Genomic DNA, 25,682 nt, shown 5'->3' with positions numbered 1-25,682 from the left:
ACCGACCACGATGGGTTCGATACACTGACAAGCCTGAAACACGGCCATAACGACTTGTAAAAACATGAAAAAAAGCATTCGCGCGTTCGCTTCACTAGCTCTTGCCCTGGCCGCTTTCAGCCAGTCAGCCTTTGCTGTCGTCTATCCGCTTCCTGCAGCGAATAGCCGCCTGATTGGCGAAAATATTGAAATCACCGTGCCGGAAGAGAGTAAACTTCCGCTGGAAGCTTTTGCGGCTCAGTACCAGATGGGCCTCAGCAATATGCTGGAAGCGAATCCCGGCGTTGACGTTTACCTGCCTAAAGCGGGCAGCAAAATGGTGATCCCACAGCAGCTGATCCTGCCTGACGCACCGCGTGAAGGCATCGTGATCAACAGCGCTGAGATGCGTCTCTACTACTACCCGAAAGGCACAAAGACCGTGGTCGTGCTGCCTATCGGTATCGGTGAGCTGGGTAAAGATACTCCGGTAAACTGGACCACCAAAGTAGAGCGTAAAAAAGCGGGTCCGACCTGGACGCCAACCAAGGCGATGCACGCTGAATATGCGGCACGCGGTGAAAGCATCCCTGCGGTCTTCCCGGCTGGCCCGGATAACCCGATGGGTCTGCACGCACTCTATATCGGCCGCCTGTATGCTATTCACGGCACCAACGCCAACTTCGGTATCGGCCTGCGCGTCAGCCACGGCTGCGTCCGCCTGCGTGCTGACGATATCAAATGGCTGTTTGACAACGTGCCGGTCGGCACCCGCGTTCAGTTTATCGATCAGCCGGTTAAAGCGACCGTTGAGCCAGATGGCTCTCGCTGGATTGAGGTGCACAACCCGCTCTCCACCACGGAAGAGCAGTTCAACTCACGTGAGCTGGTTCCGATCAATCTGACTTCAGCCGTAACAAAAGTGGTTGCTGACGCCAGCACGCGTCAGGACGCGGTCAACAACGCCATCCAGGCTCGCAGCGGCATGCCGACCAAAATCAACGGTCAGGCTGACGATGCGCAGCCGGCAGCGATTGCCGTGCAGGAATCGGCTGATGCGATGCCAAAAGAGGAACCGATGACGCCGCAGGGCGCAACCGCCGTCGCACCGCCAGCCGATCAGCCTGCGGCGCAGCCGCAGGCCGACGCGCAGCCGGCACCGGTCGATCAGGCGCAGCCAGCGACCAGCAGCAGCCTTTGATACCCTACTGACGCCGTCAGAAAAGCCAGCCTCCGGGCTGGCTTTTTTATTGCCATCATCATTCTGTCACACTGCAGGCGTATCACACTGCCAGTAGCGGATGCCGTGGGCGCATCCGATCGTCAATGGGGTGTGTCATGGCTGAAACCAGTTTACCGGCGGCGCGCGGACGTCCCGATCTGCAGCGCGGCAGCGGTCCGCTCTCCCGCATACTGTTTCTGCTGCTGCTGGCTGCAGGGCTGATTTTTACCGGGGTTAATCTGTTTAACGATGTGGCGGAAACCGGCGCGGCGATCACCACCTATACGCCCTTTGTGCTGCTGACGCTGGCGTTACTGATTGCGCTGGGATTTGAATTTGTAAATGGCTTTCACGACACCGCCAATGCCGTAGCCACGGTGATCTACACTCACTCTCTGACGCCCGGCGTGGCGGTGGTCTGGTCCGGCATCTGCAACTTTCTCGGCGTGCTGCTCTCCAGCGGCGTGGTGGCGTTTGGCATTATTTCGCTGCTGCCGGTCGAGCTTATTCTTCAGGCGGGCAGCGGGCACGGCTTTGCCATGGTCTATGCGCTGCTCTTCTCTGCCATTATCTGGAATCTGGGAACCTGGTATTTGGGTCTGCCGAGCTCCTCATCCCATACGCTGATTGGCTCCATCATCGGCGTCGGGGTAGCGAATGCGCTGCTGCATGGCCGCAGCGGCACCAGCGGCGTTGACTGGGATCAGGCGCTGAAAGTGGGCTACGCCCTGCTGCTCTCGCCGGTTATCGGTTTTGTCTGCGCGGCTCTGCTGCTGCTGGCGCTGAAAGCGCTGGTGCGTAATCGTCAGCTCTACCGGGCGCCCGACAGCGCCCGCCCGCCGCCGGTCTGGATCCGCGGGCTGCTGATCCTGACCTGCACCGGCGTCTCTTTTGCACACGGCTCCAATGATGGTCAGAAAGGCATGGGGCTTATCATGCTGATTCTGGTCGGCACGATGCCCATTGCCTATGCGCTAAACCGGTCGCTGCCGCCGGAGCAGATCCCGCGCGTCGCCGCGCTGGCGCAGGTCACGGAGCAGCAGCTGCTGACGCTGCAGCCAGCGCCCGGCGCCATGCCGGCACCGCGTACGGTACTGACTGAGTTTGTCCGCAGCCGTCAGCCCCGGCCTCAGGTGCTGCCGGCGCTGGGCCTGCTGCTGGGTGATATCAGCGATCAGATCCGGCGCTACGGCTCGGTGAATAATATTCCGGCACAGGCGGTAACCAATACCCGTAACGATATGTACCTGGCTTCAGAGAGTATCCGGCACCTGCAGAGCAGCAGCGTAACGCTGCCCGAAGAGACCGCCCGCAATCTCAGCGCCGTGAAGCGCGAGCTGGACAGCGCCACGCGCTTTATTCCGCTCTGGGTAAAAGTGGTGGTGGCGCTGGCGCTGGGTCTGGGCACGCTGGTGGGCTGGCGACGAATCGTCATTACGGTAGGCGAGCGCATCGGCAAATCGCACCTCAGCTATGCCCAGGGTGCCAGCGCCGAACTGGTTGCGATGGCGACTATCGGCGCAGCTGATGCGTTTGGCCTGCCGGTCTCCACCACGCACGTGCTCTCATCGGGCGTGGCGGGAACCATGGCCGCCAACCGTTCCGGCCTGCAGCTTGCCACGCTGCGCAACCTGGCGATGGCCTGGATCCTGACGCTGCCGGTCTCCGTGCTGCTGGCGGGCGTGCTCTATGCGCTATTTGCCCGAATATGAGCGCCGGTAAAGCAAAAAAAAGCCAGCGCGGAGGCTGGCTTTTACTGTGGAAAGCGCATAACGCTTAGCGCACCAGGCGCGCCGCATAGCGCTCAATTGCGGCGGCGATATCGGCAGATACCCGCAGCGTCCGCACTTCGCTGAAAAGATCGTTCGCTTCGGCGTAGGCTTTACGCAGATAGCCCAGCCACTGTTTGATGCGCGCAACGTGATAGTTGCCGGTATCTCCCTGCTTCTCCAGCTGGGTATATTTCAGCAGCAGCGCCACCACGTCCGGCCAGGCCATTGGTGCCTCGTTATGCTTCACCACGCGCCCGAGGTTAGGCACATTCAGCGCACCGCGGCCCAGCATCACCGCATCGCAGCCAGTGATACGCATACAGGCCTGCGCATCTTCCCAGCTCCAGATCTCACCGTTGGCGATAACCGGAATAGAGAGCCGCTGACGAATTTCGCCAATCGCCTGCCAGTTAATGCATTCAGCCCGGTAGCCATCCTCTTTGGTGCGGCCGTGTACCACCAACTCGCTGGCGCCCGCCTGCTCTACCGCATCGGCAATTTCAAAGCGGCGATCGCTGGCATCCCAGCCGAGCCGCACTTTAACCGTGACCGGCAGGTGATCCGGCACGGCGGCACGCATCGCCTGCGCGGCGCGGTAAATCAGCTCCGGATCTTTCAGCAGCGTAGCGCCGCCGCCGCTGCCGTTGACCAGCTTTGACGGGCAGCCGCAGTTGAGATCGACGCCCCACGAGCCGAGTTCAGCTGCGCGGGCGGCGTTTTCTGCCAGCCAGGCGGGATGCTGTCCCAGCAGCTGCAGCCGCACCCGCGTACCGGATGGCGTGCGGCTCTGGTGGCGCAGTTCCGGACAGAGGCGATAGAACGACTTTACCGGCAGCAGCTGATCGACCACGCGCAGAAACTCAGTCACGCAGAGATCGTAATCATTGACGCCGGAGAGCAGTTCACGCACCAGTGAATCCAGTACGCCCTCCATCGGAGCCAGTAACACCCGCATCGCGTTATGCGTTCCCGTTGCCTTTGGCAGCCGGACGACGTGAACGTGCCGGTTTGCCCGCGTGACCTGCCGCCGGGCCATTACCGCCCTGACGACGCGGCGCGCGCGACTCACTCTGCGGACGTGCCGCGCCGTTGCCCTGACGCTGACCGCCGCCGGAGCGACCGGCGTTGCCGCCCTGCCCCTGACCACGACCGCGCGGCTGCTGCTGGCGACCATTCTGGATCGGCTCCGCTTTAATGCTCGGATCCGGCTCAAAGCCCGGCAGCGCAATGCGCGGGATCTCACGCTTCAGGAGGCGTTCGATATCACGCAGCAGCTTGTGCTCATCAACGCAGACCAGCGACAGCGCGGCACCGGTTGCCGCCGCGCGTCCGGTACGGCCGATACGGTGTACGTAATCTTCCGCGACGTTTGGCAGCTCATAGTTCACTACGTGCGGCAGCTCTTCGATATCAAGACCGCGTGCGGCGATATCGGTAGCAACCAGCACGCGAATGCTGCCCGATTTAAAATCAGCCAGCGCGCGGGTACGGGCACCCTGACTCTTGTTACCGTGGATAGCCGCCGCGGTGATGCCATCTTTATTTAGCTGCTCAGCCAGATGGTTGGCACCATGCTTGGTACGGGTAAACACCAGTACCTGCTGCCAGTTGTCACGGCCAATCATCAGCGACAGCAGTTCCCGCTTGCGCTTTTTATCAACAAAGTGCACCTGCTGCGACACCTGCTCTGACGCGGTGTTGCGGCGGGCCACTTCGACCTGCTCCGGATTAGTCAGCAGTTTTTCTGCCAGCGTTTTGATTTCGTCGGAGAAGGTTGCTGAGAACAGCAGGTTCTGACGCTTCGCCGGCAGCTTCGCCAGAACGCGGCGGATATCGTGAATAAAGCCCATATCGAGCATGCGATCGGCTTCATCCAGCACCAGAATTTCTACCTGCGAGAGATCAACCGCATTCTGATGCGCCAGATCCAGCAGACGGCCTGGCGTCGCCACCAGCACGTCAACGCCGCCGCGCAGTTTCATCATCTGCGGATTAATGCTGACGCCACCAAATACCACCAGAGAACGCATATTCAGGTACTGGCTGTACTCGCGCACGTTCTCACCGACCTGGGCGGCCAGCTCACGCGTTGGCGTCAGGATCAGCGCGCGCACCGGGCGGCGGCCGCGTGTAGCGGCAGGGTTTTCAGAAAGACGCTGCAGCAGAGGCAGCGTAAACCCGGCGGTCTTACCGGTGCCGGTCTGGGCACTCGCCAGCAGGTCGCGGCCAGCCAGTACCACGGGAATTGCCTGACGCTGAATTGGCGTCGGTTCGCGATAGCCCTGTTCTGCTACCGCACGCAAAATATCGGCATTCAAGCCGAGAGAGTCAAAGGACATGCAGGTGTATTACTCCGAACCGCCCTGATCGCGCTGCGCGATGTAGTTTTCAGGGGGGATATGACGCAGCCCCGGGGGCCTGCGTGTGAAAAGGGCACAAACTACCATGCGTAAGGGGGCGAGTGTATCAGCTTTCCCTGCACACTGCGACCTGCAAAACAGGCGCGTCGCCGGTTGCTGCTGCGTGGCGTGGCGTGCAGCAGGCAATAAAAAGGGAGCCTTTAAGGCTCCCTGACTGGCGGGATGCGCAGCGGTCAGCTACGCTTTTTCTCCACGCGGGGGGCGGGTTCTCTGGCCAGCAGAGAGACCAGCGCCGGACCCACCAGCATGACCACGCCCAGGCAACCAATCAGCAGGTTGTTATGGAAAAAGCGTGAGATCAGGAACAGCGTCAGCATCGCTGCGCCAAAATAGTAGGTAGTGGTGACCTCTTCCAGCGTGTCACCCATACGGCGTAAACGGGCACTACGCTGCAGGGCCAGCATGGAGATAAACACCACTGCATAAGCTGCCACCAGGGTACTGCTCACTTCAACCAGTGCCTTGTGTTTCCAGCCCCAGACCAGTGCAGCAATCACCAGCAGATGCGTGGCGATGTGCAGACAGGTTTGACCGGTAACAATCTGAACACGATTAGACCATTTCATACTTTTCTCCTGGCAGACCCAACAGGTCGCCCAAGTGTATCTGACCGAAGCCAAACGGATTTCCTCAATGTAAAACAAATTTCAGATAAGACCTTAATTTTCTCGCCCCGGCACCACCCGTTTGTGACAAAGACTACACTTTGTTCTATTCATGATGAAAAGGAGCGCGTCGCAGTATGCCACAAAACACGCAAGGATTTTCATTTAAAGTCCTGACGATCAATACCCATAAAGGTTTCACCACGTTTAATCGTCGTTTTATTCTGCCGGAATTACGCGACGCCGTACGCGCCACATCAGCGGATATCGTCTTTCTACAGGAGGTAATGGGCACCCACGCTATTCATGCTGCACAGATAGAAGCGTGGCCTGAGAGCTCACATTATGAGTATCTGGCTGACACCATGTGGCACGACTTCGCCTATGGGCGCAACGCAGTTTATCCTGAAGGCCATCACGGCAACGCGATATTGTCACGCTTTCCTATTGCTGAATATCAAAATCGCGACATTTCTGTTGCCGGCAGCGAAAAGCGCGGCATGCTGCACTGCCAGATTACGCTGCCCGATCGGGCGCAGCCGCTGCATGTTATTTGCGTCCATCTTGGCCTGAAAGAGAAGCACCGGCTGACGCAGATGAAGATGATGTGCGATGTGATTAACGCGCTGCCAGCGGATGCACCACTGGTCGTGGCCGGGGATTTCAACGACTGGCAGGTGCGCGCTAACCGTTTTCTGCAGCGCGGTGCCGGTTTAAAAGAGGTGTTCAGCCTGAAAAATGGCCGGCCCGCGCGCACGTTCCCGGCGCGTTTTCCGCTCTTACGCCTCGATCGCATCTATATTCGTAATGCGTCCGTCAGCCAGCCCTGGGCGCTGCCGGTCAAACCCTGGTCTCATCTGTCCGATCATGCGCCGCTGGCGGTGGAGATATTCCTATGAATTTCAACTGGCGTGACGGCAATCAGCTACGCCTGCTGGAGAATGGCGAAGCGTTTTTTCCGCGCGTATCGGGCGCCATCCAGCGCGCCGAACGCACGCTGCTGCTCGAAACCTTTATTCTCTTTGAGGACAACGTTGGTAAGGCGCTGCACCGTGACCTGCTGGCGGCGGCGCAGCGCGGTGTAAAGGTCGAAGTCATGGTCGATGGCTATGGCTCTCCCGATCTCTCTGATGAGTTTGTTAATACCCTGACCGAGGCGGGCGTTCGGTTTATCTACTACGATCCGCGCCCGCTGGTCATGGGGATGCGTACCAATCTCTTTCGCCGTCTGCACCGCAAAATCGTGGTGATCGATGAGCAGATCGCCTTTGTTGGCGGCATCAATTTCTCGGCTGAGCACAATACCGATTACGGTCCGGAAGCGAAGCAGGATTATGCCGTGGAGGTAAAGGGGCCGGTGGTGATCGATATCGCCCGCTTTGTTCAGATGGCGATGGGCAGCGATCAGATCACCCGCCGCTGGTGGGGAAAACCGTCAAGGCATGTGGCCGTTAATGCCCAGCCCGGCAGCGCTCAGGTGCTGTTTGTTTATCGCGACAACAATGAACATCGCGATGACATTGAGCAGCACTATCTGGATATGCTGCGCAAAGCGAAACGCGACGTGATCATCGCTAACGCCTACTTCTTCCCCGGCTATCGCCTGCTGCGCGAGATGCGCAACGCTGCCCGGCGCGGCGTACGCGTACGGCTGATTGTGCAGGGTGAGCCCGATATGCCGATTGTGAAAGTGGGAGCTGAGCTGCTCTATAACTACCTGGTGGATGGCGGTGTGGAGGTCTATGAGTATTGCCGCCGGCCACTGCATGGCAAGGTCGCGGTGCAGGATCAGCACTGGACCACCGTTGGCTCCAGTAACCTCGACCCGCTGAGCCTGTCGCTTAATCTCGAAGCTAATCTGATCATTCACGATCGCGCATTTAACCAGACGCTGCGCGATAATCTGGAAGGTCTGATTCAGCACGACTGCGTCCGCGTCCAGGATGACAAACTGCCGCCGCGTAACTGGTGGCAGTTAACCAAGGGCGTCATTGTCTTCCACTTTCTGCGCCACTTCCCGGCCATCGCTGGCTGGCTGCCTGCGCATACGCCTCAGCTGTCCCAGGTATCGCCACCGGTCCAGCCTGAGATGGAGACACAGGATCGGGTGGAAGCCAATAATGAAGGAGCGAAATCCTGATGAGTAAAAAGAATCCAAAGTGGCGGCTGGCAAAAAAAATCCTGACGTGGCTCTTTTTTATTGCCGTCATTGTTCTGCTGGTGATCTACGCGCGCAAAGTCAACTGGGAGGATGTCTACAAGGTTATTACCGGCTACAACCGCTATGTGGTGCTGGGTGCCGCCGGGCTGGTGATTGTCAGTTATATCACCTACGGCTTGTACGATCTGATCGGCCGGGTCTACTGCGGCCATAAGCTGTCGAAGCGGCAGGTCATGCTGGTGTCATTTATCTGCTACGCCTTCAATCTGACCCTCAGCACCTGGGTGGGCGGCGTCGCCATGCGCTACCGCCTCTATTCACGCCTAGGTCTGTCAGGCAGCACCATCACCCGTATTTTTTCACTGAGCATTGCCACTAACTGGCTTGGCTATATTTTGCTGGGCGGCGTGGTGTTTGTCTCCGGCATGGTGCCGATTCCGCCACGCTGGTTTATCGGTGAAGGCACGCTGCGTATCATCGGAGGCATACTGCTGCTGCTGACGGCAGTCTATCTCTGGGCCTGCGCCTTTGCGAAAAAGCGGCAGTGGACGGTGAAGGGACAGCGGCTGCAACTGCCTTCACTGCGTATGGCGCTATTCCAGTTTGCCGTCTCCTGCGCGAACTGGATGGTGATGGGCACCATTATCTGGCTGCTGCTGATGCGTGAAGTGGACTATCCCATCGTACTGGGCGTGCTGCTGATCAGCAGTATTGCCGGCGTCATTATTCATATTCCGGCGGGTATCGGCGTACTGGAAGCGGTGTTTCTGGCGCTGCTGAGCGGTCAGCATGCGTCACACGGTGAAATCATCGCCGCGCTGCTTGCCTACCGTGTCCTCTACTTCATTCTGCCGCTGCTGCTGGCGCTGGTGCTTTATCTCTGGCTGGAGAGCCGGGCGAAGCATCTGCGACACAAAAATCAGCAGAAAATGGCAGAACAGTAACCGCAGCTGGAAGGATGAAAAACGGGGGCGCATCGCTGCGCCCCCGGTAAAGATAAAGCCGGCGTCTTAGCGGCGGTTGCCGAAAATCCGCAGCAGCATCAAAAAGAGATTGATGAAATCGAGGTAGAGCGTCAGCGCCCCCATAATGGAGTAGCGACGCAGATTTTCGCTATCGCGGGCGTCAATATTTTCACCTACCGCTTTCAGTTTCTGCGTGTCATAGGCGGTCAGCCCCACAAACACCACCACGCCGATATAGGTAATAGCCCACATCAGCGCCGGGCTTTTCAGCCAGAAGTTCACCAGCGATGCCAGTACGATACCGATCAGTGCCATAAACAGCAGGCTGCCGATACGGCTCAGATCGCGTTTGGTGGTGTAGCCGTAAAAGCTCATCGCCCCGAACATCCCGGCGGTAACAAAAAAGGTGCTGGCGATAGACGAGTAGGTGTAAACCAGAAAAATACTCGCCATGGTCAGGCCGGTCAGCGCCGAATAGAGCATAAACAGCGCCGTCGCCACGGCCCCGCTCATACGCTGTACCAGACCCGACAGCACAAAGACCAGCGCCAGCTGCGCGATGATCAGGCCAAAGAAGGTGATGCGGTTAGCGAACACCAGCTCCATGACCGCAGGCGTACGGGCGGCAAACCAGGAGACAAACGCGGTGAGCAGCAGGCCGCAGGTCATCCAGCCGTACACCTGAGCCATATAGGCCTGCAGCCCGGCCGACGCCGGCTGCACAAACGAATCATTACGTGGATATCGATCCATGATGCACCTCTCAAAAAAAATTACAGGGTCAGAGTGAAGTGTATACCATGCCGTCTCAACGGCGCGTCATACACTGCTGATATCGGCTGTTAACCCGCTGAGCAAACCACGCGGTGGTCAGATTACGGGTGATTTTCGGGCTCTCCAGTTTGATCCCCGGCAGCATTTCACGCGGCACCCGCTTGCCCGCCATTTTGTCCGCCAGAATAAAGGTCTGTTTCCACAAGGTTGTGTTGCTGAAGTCCGCCGTGTCCCCTTTTTCCAGATCGCGGCGAATTTCCCGGTCGCTCATATCAAGGCGTTTACCCAGCGTACGCACCGCCAGCTCAGTTGAGCCCGCCTGCTCGCTGCCATAATTGATCAGGTCGCCATCCAGCGCGAGGCGGATCCCGCTGGCGCGCGCAATCGCGGCCTGAAACGCGGCGTTGCGGCTGGCATACCAGCCTGCGTTAAAGTCGGCAAAGCGATAGAGCGGCTGACTATAGTCTGCCGGGTAGCCCAGCAGATGCTTCGTGCCGAACCAGATCCCTCCGCGCCGGCTGAACACCTCGCGCCGGATCGAACCATCGATGGCATACGGGTAGCCCTGCGCATGCGCCTCAGCAAAGGCAACGCTTACCTGCATCGGCCCGCCGGTGTGTACCGGGTTCAGCTTGCCAAACAGCGTCTGCCCCATCGGCACCATATCGATAAAGTCATCAAAAATGGCGCTCAGCTCTTTTTCACTGCGCACCTTATCCAGCCGCGCGGCGTAGCTTTCACCATTAGAGGATTTGATCAGCAGCGCAGTACGCACCAGAAATGCCGGAATGTGCAGCTTTGCCGCACGCCGGTCAATCTCACCCCAGGCAATTTTTGGCAGTCCGGGCACTTCAGCATCGGCGCTGAAATTTGACTCCTGCCCGGCGACGGCAATCACCGCGCACAGATTGCTGGCGCTCGTATCGAGCTGCTGAACACGGAAAGCGGTATAGATGTCATCAGCCCAGGCTGATTTTTGCGTCACGTATCCGGGCAGCAGCTGCTGAATCTGCGCTTTGACATCTGCGGGCTGGCGCGCCGGCGCCTGCGGCTCTTTTTTACTGCTGCAGCCGGCCACGATCAGCGCGGTCAGCAGAAGTGCGCCGCGGCGTAAGAAGGTTGATTTCATCCTGCTCCCTGATAATAAAAAGCGTGCTTCAGGCACGTTGCGGGCGCGAGGCTCCCGGCCCCCGCCCTGTCCGTTATTACTCCCAGCGCGCCGCTGCCTGATGGTCGCTGTCACGCGCATCCACCCAGCGCTCCCCCTCCGGGGTCGCTTCGCGCTTCCAGAACGGCGCACGGGTTTTAAGATAATCCATAATAAATTCTGCGGCCGCGAATGCGCTGCCGCGGTGTGCGCTGCTGACGCCCACCAGCACTATCTCATCACCGGGGAAGAGTTCACCCACGCGATGGATCACCGTTATCTGCTGCAATGGCCAGCGCTGCCGGGCAGCCTCAGCGATTTCCGCCAGCGCTTTTTCCGTCATCCCCGGATAGTGTTCCAGCGTCAGCGCCGCTACGTCGGCGCCAAGGTTATGATTGCGCACTTTACCGGTAAAGGTGACGATAGCGCCATCCCGATCGTCTGCGGCCAGCAGCCGGTATTCAGCCCCGGTATCAAACGGCTCAGGGCCAACGCGAATACGGGTTGTCATGGTTAACCTCCGGTGACCGGCGGGAAAAACGCAACTTCATCACCCGCCTGCAGCGGATGCGTCATGGGAACCAGCGTCTGATTGACTGCGGCCAGCAGCCTGCCCGATTCCAGCGCCAGCGCCCAGCGGTCGCTGCGCTGCGCCAGGGCAGCACGCAGTGCCGCCACGTCAGGATAGGCTTCCGGCAGCGTCAGCTCGCTGGTGCCGGTCAGCTCACGCACCTGGGCAAAAAACAGGACTTTAATCATGGCTGACCGCCCTGAAGTCACCTGACTTCCCGCCGCTTTTGCTCAGCAGGCGCAGCTGGTCAATCACGATATCTTTCTGCACCGCTTTGCACATGTCATAGATGGTCAGCGCCGCCACGGAGGCGGCCGTCAGCGCCTCCATCTCCACCCCGGTTTTACCGGTCAGGCGGCAGCGCGAGGTGACGCGTACCCGGCTCTGCGCCGGTTCCGCTTCCAGCGTCACTTCCACTTTACTCAGCATCAGCGGATGACAGAGCGGTATCAGCTCCCAGGTGCGCTTTGCCGCCTGAATGCCGGCGATACGGGCCGTGGCAAAGACATCGCCTTTATGATGGCTGCCTTCCATGATCATCTGCAGCGTGGCAGGTGACATTAAAACCAGCGCCTCCGCCTGCGCTTCACGCACGGTTTCACTTTTCCCGGAGACATCAACCATGTGCGCTTCGCCAGCGGCGTTAATATGCGTTAACTGATTCATACAGTGACTTTCTTCAGATGAGAGACAAAATTACAGGGCCGGGTGCGCGCATCCAGCTGATCGGCGATGATGCGTTCCCAGCCGCAGCGGCAGGCGCTGGTGGAACCTGGCAGGGCAAAAATCAGAGTCTGGTTGGCGAGGCCGGCAACGGCTCGCGACTGCAGCGTTGCGCTGCCGATATCTTCATACGAGAACATACGGAACAGTTCGCCAAAGCCCTCTATTTCGCGATCAAACAGCGGCAGCAGCGCTTCCGGCGTACTGTTTTTGCTGTTGAAGCCGGTGCCACCGTTCACAATCACCACCTGGATATCGTCGCTGGCGATCCAGCGCGACACCGCGGCGCGAATGCGGTAGCGATTGTCAGGCAGAATAGCGTGATCCACCACCTGATGCCCTGCGTCCGCCAGCGCCTCACGCAGATAGTCTCCTGAGGTGTCACTCGCCGCATCGCGGCTGTCGGATATGGTCAGCACCGCGGCAGTCAGAGCGGTAAATTCGCCGGTTGGTTTAGCCATGGCTGTAACTCCTGTGTTTAGCCACCAATAAAAGAGAGATTTTGCGTAATACCGGTCTGGCCCTGATGCAGAAAATGGGTCTGCTTTTTCTGGCCAAGACTATGGGCGATACGCGCCTGCAGCTCGCCCTGCTGTGCATCGGAGGCGAGCAGATCGCGCAGCTCTACCCCACCGTCACCAAACAGACAGAGGTGCAGTTTTCCGGTGGCCGAGACGCGCAGCCGGTTGCAGCTGGCGCAGAAATCTTTTTCATAAGGCATAATCAGCCCGACCTCACCCTGATAGTCGGGATGACGAAATACCTGTGCCGGCCCGTCGCTGCGGCCGCGCGGCTGCCGCTGCCAGCCCTGCACGATCAGCCGATCGCGGATCACCTCACCGGAGATATGGTGACGCCGGAACAGATCGCCCCCTTCACCGGTTTCCATCAGCTCAATAAAACGCAGCTGAATCGGACGCGTGCGGATCCAGGCCAGAAACGTATCCAGACTCTGGCTGTTAACATCGCGCATCAGCACGCTGTTGACTTTGACTTTTTCGAATCCGGCGTCAAATGCGGCGTCGATACCGGCCATGACCTCAGCAAATTTGTTCTGCCCGGTGATGGCGTGAAACTGCCGCGCATCCAGGCTGTCCACGCTGACGTTAATGTGCGTCAGACCTGCATCGCGCCATGACTGTACATCACGCGCCATGCGATAGCCGTTGGTGGTCACCGCGATCTGTCGCAGCGCGGCGTTTTCACGCACGGCAGCGATGATGTCGGTAAAGTCGCGACGCATCGAGGGTTCACCGCCGGTAAGCCGGATTTTCTCCGTTCCCGCAGCGGTAAAGGCGCGGGTCACCCGGCGGATCTCATCCAGCGAGAGAAAGCTTTTGTTGCGGGTACTGCCGGGCTTGTAGCCGTCCGGCAGACAGTAAGTACAACGGAAATTACATACATCCGTGATCGACAGGCGCAAATAGTAGAAGCTGCGCGCCCAGGCATCTGTAAATTGTGGCACCTTAACACCTTTCCAAAGTCGGGAGATGCAGGCATTTCTTTCTGCACCCTGGCAGCATGACGCTGCGGCCAGGCGGCCTTATCATTTGACTTAGGCGCGCAAGGCTTGGGAGTTTGTTGTCATTGAGGACAACGCGGTCTCTGGATGGTAGCGCGCTTTGCGTCAGTCAGCCAGTCACTGCGTGCGTTGTATAATATGATATATAACGATTTTTCGCGGCATTATCGCAGCAGAATAGGCTAAACTGCGCCACATGACGCTGCCTCCCGGCAGCAAAAGATTGGCTTTCAGCGCAGTGGACCGATAAGGAGCAGCATGAATCGAACGCTGGCAGATTTAGATCGCGTGGTGGCACTGGGCGGCGGACACGGTCTGGGCCGCGTCATGTCAGCGCTGGCGCCGCTGGGCTCGCGACTCACCGGTATTGTGACCACCACGGACAATGGCGGTTCCACCGGGCGTATCCGCCGTTCAGAGGGAGGGATCGCCTGGGGAGACATGCGCAACTGTCTTAATCAGCTCATCACCGAGCCCAGCGTCGCTTCCGCGATGTTTGAGTATCGGTTTGCCGGTAACGGCGAACTGGCGGGCCACAATCTTGGCAACCTGATCCTGAAAGCGCTGGATCATCTCAGCGTGCGTCCGCTGGAAGCGATTAATATTATCCGCAATTTGCTCAAGGTTGATGCGTTTCTTATCCCGATGTCGGAGCAGCCGGTCGATCTGGTCGCGCAGGATGCCGAAGGCAACATGGTGTATGGCGAAACCGCGATTGATGAGATGCGTCAGGCGCCTCAGGCGCTGATGCTGCATCCGGCGGTCAATCCTACCCGCGAAGCGCTGGACGCCGTGGCTGAAGCCGATCTGATCCTGATTGGTCCGGGCAGTTTCTACACCAGCCTGATGCCGATTTTGCTGATGGAAGAGATGGCGCGCGCGCTGCGGCGTACGCCCGCTACGATGGTATTTATTGGCAATCTTGGCCGCGAGCTGAGTCCGGCAGCCGCCCGTCTTAGCATGGCAGATAAGCTGGCCATTATGGAGCAGGCAATTGGTAAGCGGGTTATTGATGCCGTAGTGATTAGCCCGACCGCCGACACGCAGGGTCTGGCGCAGCGCATTATTGTGCAGGAGCCGCTGGAAGCCGAGGATATCCGTTATCGCCACGATCGACAGCTTCTGCGCCTGGCGCTGGAGCACGCCATCCAGGCGCTGTAAGCGCGCCAGGGCCGCATAAATACGCCAGGGCCGCATGAATGCGGCCCCTACGGGGATTTGCGTAGGGGCGCCATTCATGGCGCCCTGGTCACGTATAAATCCGGTGGTGAATGGATACGCCAGGGCCGCATGAACACGCCAGGGCCGCATAAATGCGGCCCCTACAGCAGAATGAACGTAGGGGCGCCATTTATGGCGCCCTGGTTGCGTATAAATTTGCGGAATTCGCGTAGGGGCGCCATTAATGGCGCCCTGGTTACGTATGAGTCCGGTGGTGAATGGATGCGCCAGGGCCGCATAAATGCGGCCCCTACGGAATACGTTCCGTGCGGAATGCGGCACCGATTGATGGTTATGAGGCGGCGATAAACAGTTCGCGCAACTCGTGCAGCCGGTCGCGCAGGCTGGCGGCTTCTTCAAACTCCAGGTTTTGCGCATGCTGCTGCATCTGCGCTTCCAGTTCGTGGATTTTCTTCTGCATCGCCTGCGGCGTAAGCGCCAGGTAATCAGCGTCATTCTCTGCCGCCGTGCGCGTGGCGGTTTTGCCCTTGCCGCGCGTTTTCACCACGTTTTTGCCCAGCTCAAGAATATCCGTGATCTTTTTATTCAGTCCCTGCGGCACAATGCCGTGCTCGGTGTTGTAACGCTCCTGCTTCTCGCGACGTCGCTCTGTCTCTTCAATTGCGCGTGCCATAGAGGGCGTAATTTTATCAGCATAAAGAATCGCTTTGCCGTTCACGTTACGCGCTGCACGACCAATCGTCTGGATCAGAGAGCGTTCCGAACGCAGGAAGCCCTCTTTATCGGCGTCGAGAATCGCCACCAGAGAAACCTCCGGCATATCGAGTCCCTCACGCAGCAGGTTAATCCCTACCAGCACGTCAAACTCGCCCAGGCGCAGGTCGCGAATAATCTCCATGCGCTCAACGGTATCGATATCAGAGTGCAGATAGCGCACCTTCTCACCGTGCTCTTCAAGATATTCAGTCAGGTCTTCAGCCATACGCTTGGTCAGCGTCGTCACCAGCACGCGTTCGTTGATCTCCACGCGTTTGCGGATTTCAGAGAGCAAATCATCCACCTGTGTGCCGACCGGGCGCACCTCAAGAATAGGATCGAGCAGACCTGTCGGACGCACTACCTGATCGATCACTTCCGTGCCCGATTTTTCCAGCTCATATTTACCCGGCGTGGCGGAGACATAAATGGTTTGCGGGGCCAGCGCCTCAAACTCTTCAAAACGAAGCGGGCGGTTGTCCAGCGCGGATGGCAGGCGGAAACCGTACTCCACCAGCGTCTCTTTACGCGCGCGGTCGCCGCGATACATGCCGCCAATCTGCGGAATAGTGACGTGCGACTCATCCACCACCAGCAGACCATCGGCTGGCAGATAGTCAAACAGGGTCGGCGGCGCTTCACCCGGCCCGCGCCCCGAGAGATAGCGGGAGTAGTTCTCAATCCCCGAGCAGTAACCCAGCTCGTTCATCATCTCCAGGTCGAACTGGGTGCGCTGCGTAATGCGCTGCTCTTCCAGCAGCTTGTTGTTTTCCAGCAGCACCTTACGGCGCAGGGCCAGCTCATCTTTGATCTCTTCCATCGCCTGCAGGATGCGCTCGCGTGGCGTAACGTAGTGCGTTTTAGGATAGATGGTAAAGCGTGGGATCACTGACTCAATTTGCCCGGTAAGCGGATCAAACAGTGAGAGCCGCTCGACCTCTTCATCAAACAGCTCTACCCGCAGAGCCATATCGTCGGACTCCGCCGGAAAGATATCGATCACTTCTCCGCGCACGCGGAACGTACCGCGCTGAAACGCCTGATCGTTACGCGCATACTGCAGCTCAGCCAGACGCCGCAGAATACTGCGCTGATCGATAATCATACCGCGCGTCAGATGCAGCATCATTTTCAGATAGAGATCGGGATCGCCCAGACCATAAATTGCTGAGACCGACGCCACCACAATGACATCGCGTCGTTCCAGCATCGCTTTGGTGGCAGAGAGGCGCATCTGCTCAATGTGCTCGTTCACCGCCGCATCTTTTTCGATAAAGGTGTCAGAACTCGGCACATAGGCTTCAGGCTGATAGTAGTCATAGTAAGAGACGAAAAATTCTACCGCGTTATCCGGAAAAAACTCTTTCATCTCCCCATAGAGCTGCGCCGCCAGCGTTTTGTTAGGCGCCAGCACCATCGTCGGCCGGTTGAGATCGGCAATCACATTGGCAACGGTAAAAGTTTTGCCCGATCCCGTTACGCCAAGCAGGGTCTGATGCGCAAGGCCATCTTCCAGCCCCTCCTCCAGACGACGGATCGCTTCAGGCTGATCGCCTGAAGGCTTAAAGGCGGAGTTGAGTTTAAAGACTTTGCTCATGATTTCAGAATTCCTGCTGAAGAAAAGGGCTGGCAGGCTGATAATTCTACTCTGCTATGGCGATTTTGCCAGAAAAAAACACTGGATATATTTACAGATAAACGCCACGATGGTCCTGCTGCCCGCGGCGCCGCTTCAGAGGCATTAAAGCGGCAGCTGGCTAAAATATGTCGCGCCAGGTTATCCCCAGGCGAGCCGGGCTTTTAACAATTGTCAAGAGAACGTCATTAAAATGCAGCGGTAAACTTCAGCCGGAATTTTACAGGCTTGCTTTTAGATAACATACTGAATTTAATTAAAATAGACCAAAAGCCCAGTTTCGCAGCATAATGTATCCAGGCCGCGTATTTCCTCGCTTGCGCCCGGTTTTCAGTCGCTAATGCACAAGGTTATCCACAGGAATAGTGGATAAGTGAAGCCAGCCCCGAGCCCGCAGGCTGTGTATAAAAAATCCCGGCCTCTTCTGCGCCAACAAAAAAAAATTTTTTATGATTATTTTTCCAGCACGAGTGGCGCAATTAACTATTCTTTTTTGATTACACAGCGCCGCCACGCCTGGGCTGCGCTGTTTTCCTGCACTGACCCGCTGCCTTATTAATGAACAGATGCACCAGAAAAGCTTAGTAATCAGCACCGTCAAAGTGCAGCAGCTTAATTACCCCTTTTCACAGTTAAGATTTCCTGATGTTTAGGGCGCGGTGACGGAGATTTATCAACGCCAGAAGCGCGCGATTATCGATCTGGCCCGTTGCTTGCATCTTTTTACCCGCGGCAGAACATTCAGGTTTAACAGGGACGCCCTGATGTCTGATACCACCGCGTTACTTAATCTGTCACTGCATGCCAGACGACACAGAGCGGGTGCATTCAGGCTAACTATCTGTAAGGAGAAGATCAGATGCTGAGTTTACGTTCGGTGAATCAGTTTTATGGCCAGAATCAGATTCTGTGGGATGTCGATCTTGATCTGCCTCCGGGATCCTGCACCGGCGTGCTGGGCAGTCCGGGAATGGGGAAAACCACGCTGGTAAACTGCATTATGGGCCATCTGCCGGTTAACAGCGGCTCCATCTGCTGGCAGGAGGCGGGCTATCCGCCGGAGAACCTGCTGCTGCAGCCCGCCGTGCAGCGGGCGCGGATGGGCATCGGATATGTGCCGCAAAAGCGCCATATCTTTACGCAGATGAGCGTTGAGGACAATCTGCTGATCGCCCTGCTGGCGGCTGAAGATGAGCGCAACCACGCCATTCCGGAGATGGTGTTTGAGCTGTTTCCCGCGCTCTATTCACTGCGCCATCAGCGCAGCGGTGAGCTGCCGGTTAATCTGCAGCAGCAGCTGGCACTGGCGCGCGCGCTGGTGCTGAAACCGCGTCTGCTGATCCTCGATGAGCCTTCCGGTACGATGTCGCCCTGGCTGGAGGAGGAGACGGGCAACCTCATCCGGCGGCTCAACCGGGAGTATGGTCTGACCATCCTGCTGCTGGAGCAGCACGTCTCGTTTATACGCCGCGTCGCCGACTACTTTCTGCTGCTGTACCGCGGACGTAATGTGGCGCAGGGCCGCGTTGCGCAGCTGGACGATCTTACCGTAAACAAATGGCTGACGCCGGCCTGATCTCTTAAGGAACTCTTGCCGCTCAGGGCAGCGTCAGGTAACGTCCGCAGGTCGCCTGCTCCGCTTCCGACGCCAGCCAGGGGATTTCACCCAGAAATGGCGCGTCGATGCGCTGGCGCAGCGACGCAATATATTCACGATGCCGCTTGCCCGGCGGCTGAATATCGTTCGCGATCCAGCCTGCCAGCGGTAAGCCGGCTGCCCTGATCGCCGCGGCGGTCAGCATGGCGTGATTAATACAGCCCAGCTTTACGCCCACCACCAGTATCACCGGCAGCTGCTCTGCGATGACCCAGTCCGCATAGGTCTGCGTCTCAGAAAGCGGCGTAAACCAGCCGCCCGCGCCTTCAACCAGCAGCCATTCAGCCTGCGTTTCGACGCTGCGCAGACCCGCTGAGAGCTGTGCAAAGTCGATCGGCCTGCCCTCTTCCGCGCTCACGATATGCGGTGAGGTCGGCTCCATAAATGCCAGCGGGTTAACCTGTTCATAGCGCAGCGGCACGCTGCTGTAGCGCTGCAGCGCCAGCGCATCGCTGTTGCGCACGCCCTCCGCCGTCATTTCACAGCCCGACGCTACCGGTTTATACCCTGCCGTACGCAGCCCGGCCGCGCTGGCCGCCTGCAGCAGCGCGCCGCTGGCGACTGTTTTTCCCACTTCGGTGTCGGTTCCGGTGATAAACCAGCGTTTCATTTTTGCAAAACTCCATACATCAGGTGATAAGTGAGGCGATAGCCCTGTTCATCCTGCGGCCAGTGCCGCTCAAGCTGCGCCAGCTGCTGACGCGTCAGTACGCTGTTGCTGCGTCCGCCGTGCAGGTGGGTCGCGCCAATTCCCTTCAGCGAGCGCATCGCACTCAGCGCATCCGGAAAGTGCAGCGTAATAATCTGCTGTGTGCTGCGCAGCAACTGCCCACGCGCGGCAGCGATAATCTCACCGGCCTGAAGAAAGCGGTTGGCGTGACGACGGGAATCTATCGCTGCCCATGCGCGATCCACCTCCGGCAGCGATCCCGCCAGCAGCGTGGAAAAAAGCGCGGTGCCGCCGGGCCGCAGCACGCGATAAAACTGCTGCAGAGCCACGCTCAGATCGCTGCTCCACTGCACCGCCAGGTTGCTCCAGACGCCATCCATGCTGCCGTCCGCCAGCGGCAGCCGGTCGATATCGCCCTGCAGATAATGGTGCGCCGATCGCTGCGCGCGCGCGGCGGCCAGCATCGGCAAGGAGAGATCGAGTGCAGTTACCCGGCGGTCGCGATCGCGCCAGTACCGGCTGTACCAGCCGGTGCCGCAGCCGGCATCGAGCAGGTGCGGACCGAATCCGGCTGGCGCACAGGCCAGCAGCGCATCGCCGCTCAGGCGCTGCAGCGCGGCGTGCTGCTCATAGTGCGGCGCGGCGCGGCCAAACGCCTGCGCCACCGCCTGCTTATTAACCTGCAGCGTCATACAGCGCCTCCAGCAGCGCGTCGATATCTTCCGGCTCATGCGCCGCCGTGAGGGTAATGCGCAGCCGGGACGTACCGGGCGGCACGGTGGGCGGGCGGATGGCGCTGACCCAGCACCCCGCCTGCGCCAGCCGCTGCGAGAGCGCCAGCGCGGCCGCGTTTTCACCCACGATCAGCGGCTGAATGGCACTCTCGGAGGCGGGCAGCACCCACGGCAGCTGCGCCGCACCGGCGCGAAAGCGGCTGATATTGGCCCGCAGTCGTGCCCGCAGCGCATCGCCCTGCTGCACCTGCTGCAGCGCCGCCAGCAGCGCACAGCACTGCGCCGGCGGCATGGCGGTAGAGTAAATAAGGTGGCGCGAGAACTGTTCAGCGTAATCGGCGGTCGCATCATCGCACAGCAGCGCCGCGCCGCTGACGCCAAAGCCTTTGCCAAACGTTACCACCAGCAGCTCGGGTTTCACCTGCTGCTGCCAGCAGCTGCCGCGCCCCTGTTCACCGCTCACGCCAATGCCGTGCGCGTCATCGACCAGCAGCCAGCCGCCCGCAGCCCGGGTCGCCGCAGCGATCTCTGCCAGCGGTGCACTGTCGCCATCCATGCTGAAAACGCCTTCGGTGACTACCAGCGTGGCGCCCGCCCCCGGCTGCGCCAGCAGCTTTTGCAGACTTGCCGGCTGATTATGTGCAAAACGCCGCAGCGTGGCCGGGCTGTGACTGGCGGCATCCAGCAGCGACGCGTGCGCCAGTTTATCCGCCACGATGCGGTCCTGCTTTTGCGCCAGCAGATGCACAATCGCCTGATTAGCGGCAAAGCCGGAGATAAACAGCAGCGCGCGTGAATAGCCGAGCCAGCCTGCCAGCTGCTGCTCCAGCTCTGCGTGATAACGGCTATAGCCGGTCACATGCGCGGACGCCCCTGCCCCGGCTCCCGCCTGCGCCGCACCCTGCTGCCAGGCCGCAATCACCGCCGGATGCCGGCTCAGCCCGAGATAGTCGTTACCGGAGAAGTGGCGATAGCGCTGACCGTCCAGCGTGATTTCCCGCACGCTGTTCTGCTCAATACAGCGCCGGTAGCGCCAGCCATCTGCGCTCCGGCGCGCCTGCAGCGCTTCAGTGATACGTTCAGCCCACATTTACACCGCCGCGTTGTAAAACTGCGGCGTATCGGCCTCAGCCAGCTGCGCCTGCAGCTGATGCTGCTGCGCGTTATCCCCGCTCGCGGTTGTGGTATGTTCCGGATTCAGGCCCAGCTTGCGGAACAGGATCAGATCTTTATCCTCCTCCGGATTGGGCGTGGTCAGCAGTTTGCAGCCATAGAAAATAGAGTTAGCGCCCGCCATAAAACACATCGCCTGCGTCTGCTCGCTCATCTGCTCGCGCCCCGCTGAGAGACGCACGTGTGAAGAGGGCATCATGATGCGCGCTACGGCGATAGTGCGAATAAAATCAAACGGCTCCACGTCAGCGTTATCCGCCATCGGCGTGCCTTTGACTTTTACCAGCATGTTGATCGGCACGCTCTCTGGCGGCACCGGCAGGTTTGCCAGCTGCACCAGCAGTCCGGCGCGATCGGTGACCGTTTCACCGAGGCCGACAATGCCGCCGGAACAGACCTTGATACCGGCATCGCGCACTTTATCCAGCGTATCGAGACGCTCCTGATAAGTCCGGGTGGTGATAACGCTGCCGTAGAACTCCGGTGAGGTGTCGAGGTTATGGTTGTAGAAGTCGAGCCCGGCCTCTGCCAGACGCTGCGCCTGGGTTTGCTCCAGCGTTCCCAGCGTCATGCAGGTTTCCATGCCCAGCGCTTTCACGCCCTGCACCATCTGCTCCAGATAAGGCATATCGCGCTCGTGCGGGTTTTTCCACGCGGCGCCCATGCAGAAACGGCTGGAGCCAGCGGCTTTGGCTTTGCGCGCCGAGGCGAGCACCGCCTCAACTTCCATCAGCCGTTCAGACTCCAGTCCGGTTTTATAGCGCGCGCTCTGCGGGCAATATTTACAATCTTCCGGGCAGGCGCCGGTTTTTATCGACAGCAGCGTGCTGACCTGCACCTGGCGCGGGTCAAAATGCTGGCGATGCACCTGCTGCGCCTCAAACATCAGTTCCAGAAAAGGTTTATCAAACAGGGCCTGAGCCTGAGCCAGCGTCCAGCGGTTAGCCATTACATACTCCAAAAAAGGGGTTCATCCCGACGATTATCGTGGTTATACTTGTAAACTAAATCTTTTCAAAATGGTTTACAAGACAGATGTTCACGCCTGACGACCTCGATTTTGACCGCCAGCATATCTGGCATCCCTACACCTCAATGCGCGATCCGCTGCCCTGTTATCCTGTGGTCGCCGCGCAGGGCTGCCAGCTGCAGCTGGCGGATGGACGCGAGCTGGTTGACGGTATGTCCTCGTGGTGGGCGGCGATCCACGGCTACAACCATCCGCGCCTTAACCAGGCGCTGCAGCAGCAGATGATGCAGATGTCGCACGTGATGTTTGGCGGCATTACCCATCCGGCAGCGGTCGCGCTGTGCCGTCAGCTGGTGGCGATGACGCCTGAAGCGCTGGAGTGCGTGTTTCTGGCTGACTCCGGCTCCATTGCGGTAGAGGTCGCGATGAAAATGGCGCTGCAGTACTGGCTGGGGCGCGGCGAAAAGCGCCAGACATTCCTGACCCTCAGGCGCGGTTATCACGGGGATACGTTTGCGGCGATGGCGGTATGCGATCCGGAAAACTCAATGCACAGCCTGTGGCGCGGCTATCTGCCGGAGCATCTGTTTGCCGCTGCGCCGCAGTGCGGTTTCACTGATACATGGGATGATGCCGATTTCAACGACTTCGCCCGGCTGGCGGAACAGCACCATCGCGACATTGCCGCGGTGATCCTGGAACCGATCGTGCAGGGTGCGGGCGGGATGCGCTTTTACCATCCGCGCTATCTGCAGCAGGTGCGGGCGCTGTGCGATCGCTACGGGCTGCTGCTGATCGCCGATGAGATCGCCACCGGCTTCGGCCGCAGCGGCAAGCTGTTTGCCTGTGAACACGCCGGCGTGACGCCCGATATTTTATGCCTCGGCAAAGCGCTGACCGGCGGGATGATGACGCTCGCCGCCACGCTGACCACGCGTGAGGTGGCTGACACCATCAGCCGCAGCGCGGCGGGCTGCTTTATGCATGGCCCGACCTTTATGGGCAACCCGCTTGCCTGCGCGGTCGCGGCTGAAAGTCTGGCCATGGTGGCTGAAGGCGGGTGGCAGACGCAGGTCGCGGCTATCGGGCAGCAGTTGCAGCGGGAGCTGCTGCCGCTGCAGGCGCATCCCGCCGTGGCGCAGGCGCGCGTGCTGGGTGCCATCGGCGTTATCGAAACGCATCAGCCGGTGAATATGGCCGCGCTGCAGCAGTTCTTTGTTGAGCGCGGCGTCTGGATCCGTCCGTTTGGCCGGCTCATCTATCTGATGCCACCTTATCTGATTTCTGCTCAGGCGCTGAGCCAGCTCACCCGCGCCATTCGGGACGCGCTGGATCACGCCGGCCATTTTCAGCCCTGACGCCGCTGGCATCTGCTGCGGTTTTGCACCATGATGGCCTTCCGCGATTAGCAAAAAGGAGGAGTTATGCGCCTGTTTAGCCAGGATTTTAACGACGGCGATAAGATGCCAGAGCGCCACGTGTTTAACGGCATGGGTTATCAGGGCGATAACCTGTCGCCCCATCTCGCCTGGGATGAGGTGCCGGAAGGCACTAAGAGCTTTGTGGTCACCTGCTACGATCCCGATGCGCCGACCGGTTCCGGCTGGTGGCACTGGGTGGTAGCCAATATTCCGGCTGACGTCACCGTGTTGCCGCAGGGTGCCGGTTCCGGCGTGGCAGAGCTGCCTGAAAGCGCTATCCAGACCCGTACTGACTTCGGTCAGACCGGCTACGGCGGTGCTGCGCCGCCGCAGGGAGAATCACACCGCTACATTTTCAGCGTGCACGCGCTGGACGTGGAGACGCTGGAGGTTGATGAAGGTGCCAGCGGTGCAATGGTCGGCTTTAACGTGCATTTCCATGCGCTTGCCAGCGCTTCGATTACGGTAAAATACGCCTGATCGCATCGGGCGCGCCTCGCTGCGCGTCCTGATAAAGGTCGCCTCTGAGGGCGACCTTGCATGACATCATCACGCCAGCGCGAGGATCGCTACCCACATCGGCCCCTGCCCGACCGCGTAACGCGCCAGCGGCTGCAGCAGGCCACGCTCCGCAATCCGGTAAACTTCAATATGATGCGATTTCTGTCCCGCTGCGACCAGGTAAGCGCCACGGTTATCGATATTAAAACCGCGCGGCTGCGTTTCCGTTGGCTGATAGCCCTCAATGGTCAGCGCATCGCCCGCTTCACTAATGCTAAATACCGTAATCGTGCTGCTGGTGCGATCGCAGGCGTAGAGCGAACGGCCATCCGGTGTGATATGAATATCTGCCGCCCAGCGTGTGCCGCTGAAATCAGCCGGCATCATATCCAGACTCTGTACGCACCTCATCTCGCCCTGCAGTGACCAGACATCCACCGTGCTGTTGAGTTCATTGACCACATAGCCATAAGCGCCGCCGGGATGAAACGCCATATGACGCGGGCCTGCACCTGCGGCGGTCGTGACGTCTGCCTGCGCGCACGGCGTCAGCGTGCCATCCTGATGCAGCTGAAAACGGCAGATGCGATCCTGCTTCAGCGCCGGCACCAGCAGCGTCTCGTTATTCAGGTCGATGTTGGCGGAGTGGCATCCCTCAAGGCCGTTGATCACCTGCGACGGAGCCTGCGGCAGTCCGTTCTCATCCAGCGGAGTGATGCTGACGCAGGCGTCGTTATAGGAGCCGCAGAAGAGAAACCGGCCTTCGCGATCGGTGGAGATATGCGTCGGGCTGCCTGGCAGCGGCGCTTCACCCGCCAGCGTCAGCGTTCCGTCTGCCGCGATACGGTAGGCGAGCACGCGAAAATCGGGACGTACGCCCACATAAAGAAAATCTTTTTTCGGGCTCACCACCATTGGCTGCACCTGACCGGCCACATCGGTAACCTGCAGTAGCGTCAGCGCGCCATCTTCCTGAAGCTGCCAGGCGTGGATCTGCTGGCTCTCGGGACTGGCGGTATACACGACTTGTTTCATGCGTTTTTCCTTATTCGCTGCCTGATGAAAGGGATAACTGTAGCCTGTTTCAGCCGGCTACGCTGGCGGGATTTTTGCCCGCTTTT

The 25,682-nt window shown here is 59.2% G+C and carries 26 protein-coding genes and 1 riboswitch; of the genes, 10 read left to right on the top strand and 16 right to left on the bottom strand.

Translation table 11 applies throughout. The annotated features are described in order from the left end of the window. The first annotated feature begins 64 nt into the window (after nt 1-64). Both F3I15_RS13965 and F3I15_RS13960 read left to right on the top strand, forming a co-directional pair. On the top strand, nt 65-1,180 hold the full coding sequence (locus F3I15_RS13965; protein ID WP_150018307.1) for a L,D-transpeptidase family protein: 1,116 nt from the start codon (nt 65-67) through the stop codon (nt 1,178-1,180). 137 nt (nt 1,181-1,317) lie between these two features. Next, nucleotides 1,318-2,913, top strand: coding sequence for an inorganic phosphate transporter (locus F3I15_RS13960; RefSeq protein WP_150018306.1), 1,596 nt, complete (start codon nt 1,318-1,320; stop codon nt 2,911-2,913). A gap of 64 nt (nt 2,914-2,977) precedes the next feature. Here the strand turns inward: F3I15_RS13960 and dusC are convergent, their stop codons facing one another. The 3 genes from dusC to F3I15_RS13945 form a co-directional block, all read right to left on the bottom strand. Next, entirely contained in the window at nt 2,978-3,928 is a 951-nt protein-coding gene (dusC, locus tag F3I15_RS13955; RefSeq protein WP_150018305.1) for a tRNA dihydrouridine(16) synthase DusC, read from the bottom strand. Between the two features lie 4 nt (nt 3,929-3,932). Beyond that, a complete protein-coding gene (gene rhlE / locus F3I15_RS13950) occupies nt 3,933-5,312 on the bottom strand; it encodes an ATP-dependent RNA helicase RhlE (protein ID WP_150018304.1) in 1,380 nt (459 codons plus the stop codon). A gap of 254 nt (nt 5,313-5,566) precedes the next feature. Next, nucleotides 5,567-5,959, bottom strand: a complete 393-nt coding sequence (locus tag F3I15_RS13945) for a YbhQ family protein (RefSeq protein ID WP_039383339.1) — start codon at nt 5,957-5,959, stop codon at nt 5,567-5,569. A 176-nt stretch (nt 5,960-6,135) separates the two neighbouring features. On the opposite strand from F3I15_RS13945, the gene F3I15_RS13940 reads away from it, so the two are divergent. Genes F3I15_RS13940 through F3I15_RS13930 form a run of 3 tightly spaced genes read left to right on the top strand, consistent with a single transcriptional unit; the run spans nt 6,136 to nt 9,103 of the window. Then, the gene (locus F3I15_RS13940) at nt 6,136-6,897 is read left to right on the top strand and encodes an endonuclease/exonuclease/phosphatase family protein (RefSeq protein WP_150018303.1); all 762 of its coding nucleotides are present in this window, start codon (nt 6,136-6,138) and stop codon (nt 6,895-6,897) included. Then, complete coding sequence (gene clsB / locus F3I15_RS13935; RefSeq protein WP_039383337.1) at nt 6,894-8,138, top strand: cardiolipin synthase ClsB; 1,245 nt, start codon at nt 6,894-6,896, stop codon at nt 8,136-8,138. Before F3I15_RS13940 ends, clsB begins: the two co-directional genes overlap by 4 nt. After that, nucleotides 8,138-9,103 (top strand): lysylphosphatidylglycerol synthase domain-containing protein, encoded by a 966-nt coding sequence (locus F3I15_RS13930; protein WP_150018302.1) that lies wholly within the window; start codon nt 8,138-8,140, stop codon nt 9,101-9,103. Before clsB ends, F3I15_RS13930 begins: the two co-directional genes overlap by 1 nt. Nucleotides 9,104-9,169: 66 nt before the next feature. Here F3I15_RS13930 and F3I15_RS13925 read toward each other — a convergent pair whose 3' ends face one another. From F3I15_RS13925 to moaA, 7 genes are all read right to left on the bottom strand, one after another. Further along, complete coding sequence (locus tag F3I15_RS13925; protein WP_039383334.1) at nt 9,170-9,877, bottom strand: Bax inhibitor-1/YccA family protein; 708 nt, start codon at nt 9,875-9,877, stop codon at nt 9,170-9,172. Between the two features lie 55 nt (nt 9,878-9,932). Then, entirely contained in the window at nt 9,933-11,027 is a 1,095-nt protein-coding gene (locus F3I15_RS13920) for a DUF1615 domain-containing protein (RefSeq protein WP_150018301.1), read from the bottom strand. Nucleotides 11,028-11,103: 76 nt separating this feature from the next. Further along, nucleotides 11,104-11,556 carry a molybdopterin synthase catalytic subunit MoaE gene (gene moaE, locus F3I15_RS13915; protein WP_150018300.1) on the bottom strand — a complete coding sequence of 151 codons (453 nt, stop codon included), beginning with the start codon at nt 11,554-11,556 and terminating at the stop codon, nt 11,104-11,106. 2 nt (nt 11,557-11,558) lie between these two features. Continuing rightward, nucleotides 11,559-11,804, bottom strand: coding sequence for a molybdopterin synthase sulfur carrier subunit (moaD, locus tag F3I15_RS13910; RefSeq protein ID WP_094112270.1), 246 nt, complete (start codon nt 11,802-11,804; stop codon nt 11,559-11,561). After that, nucleotides 11,797-12,282 carry a cyclic pyranopterin monophosphate synthase MoaC gene (gene moaC / locus F3I15_RS13905; protein ID WP_150018299.1) on the bottom strand — a complete coding sequence of 162 codons (486 nt, stop codon included), beginning with the start codon at nt 12,280-12,282 and terminating at the stop codon, nt 11,797-11,799. Before moaC ends, moaD begins: the two co-directional genes overlap by 8 nt. Then, entirely contained in the window at nt 12,279-12,800 is a 522-nt protein-coding gene (moaB, locus tag F3I15_RS13900) for a molybdenum cofactor biosynthesis protein B (RefSeq protein ID WP_150018298.1), read from the bottom strand. The genes moaC and moaB overlap by 4 nt, the downstream gene beginning before the upstream one ends. Before the next feature lie 17 nt (nt 12,801-12,817). Beyond that, on the bottom strand, nt 12,818-13,804 hold the full coding sequence (moaA, locus tag F3I15_RS13895) for a GTP 3',8-cyclase MoaA (RefSeq protein WP_113654893.1): 987 nt from the start codon (nt 13,802-13,804) through the stop codon (nt 12,818-12,820). Further along, nucleotides 13,794-13,928: riboswitch (molybdenum cofactor riboswitch) on the bottom strand. It overlaps the preceding gene by 11 nt. A 191-nt stretch (nt 13,929-14,119) precedes the next feature. On the opposite strand from moaA, the gene yvcK reads away from it, so the two are divergent. Beyond that, entirely contained in the window at nt 14,120-15,022 is a 903-nt protein-coding gene (gene yvcK, locus F3I15_RS13890; protein ID WP_150018297.1) for a uridine diphosphate-N-acetylglucosamine-binding protein YvcK, read from the top strand. 352 nt (nt 15,023-15,374) lie between these two features. Here yvcK and uvrB read toward each other — a convergent pair whose 3' ends face one another. Next, nucleotides 15,375-17,396, bottom strand: coding sequence for an excinuclease ABC subunit UvrB (gene uvrB, locus F3I15_RS13885; protein WP_039383316.1), 2,022 nt, complete (start codon nt 17,394-17,396; stop codon nt 15,375-15,377). Nucleotides 17,397-17,808: 412 nt separating this feature from the next. Here uvrB and F3I15_RS13880 point away from each other — a divergent pair, with 412 nt between their 5' ends. Together F3I15_RS13880 and F3I15_RS13875 are read left to right on the top strand one after the other, a co-directional pair. After that, nucleotides 17,809-17,994, top strand: a complete 186-nt coding sequence (locus F3I15_RS13880; RefSeq protein ID WP_150018296.1) for a hypothetical protein — start codon at nt 17,809-17,811, stop codon at nt 17,992-17,994. Between the two features lie 300 nt (nt 17,995-18,294). Continuing rightward, nucleotides 18,295-19,011, top strand: a complete 717-nt coding sequence (locus F3I15_RS13875; RefSeq protein WP_150018295.1) for an ABC transporter ATP-binding protein — start codon at nt 18,295-18,297, stop codon at nt 19,009-19,011. A 22-nt stretch (nt 19,012-19,033) separates the two neighbouring features. On the opposite strand, the gene bioD is transcribed toward F3I15_RS13875, so the two are convergent. From bioD to bioB, 4 genes are read right to left on the bottom strand one after another with little or no spacing between them, the layout of a single operon-like run. Continuing rightward, on the bottom strand, nt 19,034-19,702 hold the full coding sequence (bioD, locus tag F3I15_RS13870) for a dethiobiotin synthase (protein ID WP_150018294.1): 669 nt from the start codon (nt 19,700-19,702) through the stop codon (nt 19,034-19,036). Further along, the gene (bioC, locus tag F3I15_RS13865; RefSeq protein WP_150018293.1) at nt 19,699-20,454 is read right to left on the bottom strand and encodes a malonyl-ACP O-methyltransferase BioC; all 756 of its coding nucleotides are present in this window, start codon (nt 20,452-20,454) and stop codon (nt 19,699-19,701) included. The genes bioD and bioC overlap by 4 nt, the downstream gene beginning before the upstream one ends. Beyond that, complete coding sequence (bioF, locus tag F3I15_RS13860; protein ID WP_150018292.1) at nt 20,438-21,586, bottom strand: 8-amino-7-oxononanoate synthase; 1,149 nt, start codon at nt 21,584-21,586, stop codon at nt 20,438-20,440. Before bioF ends, bioC begins: the two co-directional genes overlap by 17 nt. Continuing rightward, nucleotides 21,587-22,618, bottom strand: coding sequence for a biotin synthase BioB (bioB, locus tag F3I15_RS13855; RefSeq protein WP_094112175.1), 1,032 nt, complete (start codon nt 22,616-22,618; stop codon nt 21,587-21,589). It lies immediately after the preceding gene. A gap of 86 nt (nt 22,619-22,704) precedes the next feature. Here bioB and bioA point away from each other — a divergent pair, with 86 nt between their 5' ends. Together bioA and F3I15_RS13845 are read left to right on the top strand one after the other, a co-directional pair. Continuing rightward, a complete protein-coding gene (bioA, locus tag F3I15_RS13850; protein ID WP_150018291.1) occupies nt 22,705-23,997 on the top strand; it encodes an adenosylmethionine--8-amino-7-oxononanoate transaminase in 1,293 nt (430 codons plus the stop codon). Nucleotides 23,998-24,063: 66 nt separating this feature from the next. After that, nucleotides 24,064-24,540 (top strand): kinase inhibitor, encoded by a 477-nt coding sequence (locus F3I15_RS13845; RefSeq protein ID WP_150018290.1) that lies wholly within the window; start codon nt 24,064-24,066, stop codon nt 24,538-24,540. A gap of 69 nt (nt 24,541-24,609) precedes the next feature. Here F3I15_RS13845 and pgl read toward each other — a convergent pair whose 3' ends face one another. After that, nucleotides 24,610-25,596, bottom strand: coding sequence for a 6-phosphogluconolactonase (gene pgl, locus F3I15_RS13840; RefSeq protein WP_150018289.1), 987 nt, complete (start codon nt 25,594-25,596; stop codon nt 24,610-24,612). Between the last annotated feature and the right edge of the window lie 86 nt (nt 25,597-25,682).

Source organism: Pantoea sp. M_9 (assembly GCF_008631385.1).
Classification (GTDB): Bacteria; Pseudomonadota; Gammaproteobacteria; order Enterobacterales; family Enterobacteriaceae; genus Pantoea; species Pantoea eucrina.
This window is presented reverse-complemented; position numbering and strand designations above follow the sequence as displayed.

What these genes read in the sequence shown, in the direction of transcription:
- rhlE (WP_150018304.1), bottom strand. Translation starts at nt 5,312, where the DNA reads ATGTCCTTTGACTCTCTCGGCTTGAATGCCGATATTTTGCGTGCGGTA.
- moaD (WP_094112270.1), bottom strand. Translation starts at nt 11,804, where the DNA reads ATGATTAAAGTCCTGTTTTTTGCCCAGGTGCGTGAGCTGACCGGCACC.
- F3I15_RS13945 (WP_039383339.1), bottom strand. Translation starts at nt 5,959, where the DNA reads ATGAAATGGTCTAATCGTGTTCAGATTGTTACCGGTCAAACCTGTCTG.
- F3I15_RS13965 (WP_150018307.1), top strand. Translation starts at nt 65, where the DNA reads ATGAAAAAAAGCATTCGCGCGTTCGCTTCACTAGCTCTTGCCCTGGCC.
- bioA (WP_150018291.1), top strand. Translation starts at nt 22,705, where the DNA reads ATGTTCACGCCTGACGACCTCGATTTTGACCGCCAGCATATCTGGCAT.
- pgl (WP_150018289.1), bottom strand. Translation starts at nt 25,596, where the DNA reads ATGAAACAAGTCGTGTATACCGCCAGTCCCGAGAGCCAGCAGATCCAC.
- moaC (WP_150018299.1), bottom strand. Translation starts at nt 12,282, where the DNA reads ATGAATCAGTTAACGCATATTAACGCCGCTGGCGAAGCGCACATGGTT.
- yvcK (WP_150018297.1), top strand. Translation starts at nt 14,120, where the DNA reads ATGAATCGAACGCTGGCAGATTTAGATCGCGTGGTGGCACTGGGCGGC.
- F3I15_RS13940 (WP_150018303.1), top strand. Translation starts at nt 6,136, where the DNA reads ATGCCACAAAACACGCAAGGATTTTCATTTAAAGTCCTGACGATCAAT.
- F3I15_RS13920 (WP_150018301.1), bottom strand. Translation starts at nt 11,027, where the DNA reads ATGAAATCAACCTTCTTACGCCGCGGCGCACTTCTGCTGACCGCGCTG.
- F3I15_RS13925 (WP_039383334.1), bottom strand. Translation starts at nt 9,877, where the DNA reads ATGGATCGATATCCACGTAATGATTCGTTTGTGCAGCCGGCGTCGGCC.
- clsB (WP_039383337.1), top strand. Translation starts at nt 6,894, where the DNA reads ATGAATTTCAACTGGCGTGACGGCAATCAGCTACGCCTGCTGGAGAAT.
- F3I15_RS13930 (WP_150018302.1), top strand. Translation starts at nt 8,138, where the DNA reads ATGAGTAAAAAGAATCCAAAGTGGCGGCTGGCAAAAAAAATCCTGACG.
- uvrB (WP_039383316.1), bottom strand. Translation starts at nt 17,396, where the DNA reads ATGAGCAAAGTCTTTAAACTCAACTCCGCCTTTAAGCCTTCAGGCGAT.
- F3I15_RS13960 (WP_150018306.1), top strand. Translation starts at nt 1,318, where the DNA reads ATGGCTGAAACCAGTTTACCGGCGGCGCGCGGACGTCCCGATCTGCAG.
- moaE (WP_150018300.1), bottom strand. Translation starts at nt 11,556, where the DNA reads ATGACAACCCGTATTCGCGTTGGCCCTGAGCCGTTTGATACCGGGGCT.
- dusC (WP_150018305.1), bottom strand. Translation starts at nt 3,928, where the DNA reads ATGCGGGTGTTACTGGCTCCGATGGAGGGCGTACTGGATTCACTGGTG.
- bioF (WP_150018292.1), bottom strand. Translation starts at nt 21,586, where the DNA reads ATGTGGGCTGAACGTATCACTGAAGCGCTGCAGGCGCGCCGGAGCGCA.
- bioC (WP_150018293.1), bottom strand. Translation starts at nt 20,454, where the DNA reads ATGACGCTGCAGGTTAATAAGCAGGCGGTGGCGCAGGCGTTTGGCCGC.
- bioD (WP_150018294.1), bottom strand. Translation starts at nt 19,702, where the DNA reads ATGAAACGCTGGTTTATCACCGGAACCGACACCGAAGTGGGAAAAACA.
- F3I15_RS13845 (WP_150018290.1), top strand. Translation starts at nt 24,064, where the DNA reads ATGCGCCTGTTTAGCCAGGATTTTAACGACGGCGATAAGATGCCAGAG.
- bioB (WP_094112175.1), bottom strand. Translation starts at nt 22,618, where the DNA reads ATGGCTAACCGCTGGACGCTGGCTCAGGCTCAGGCCCTGTTTGATAAA.
- moaB (WP_150018298.1), bottom strand. Translation starts at nt 12,800, where the DNA reads ATGGCTAAACCAACCGGCGAATTTACCGCTCTGACTGCCGCGGTGCTG.
- F3I15_RS13875 (WP_150018295.1), top strand. Translation starts at nt 18,295, where the DNA reads ATGCTGAGTTTACGTTCGGTGAATCAGTTTTATGGCCAGAATCAGATT.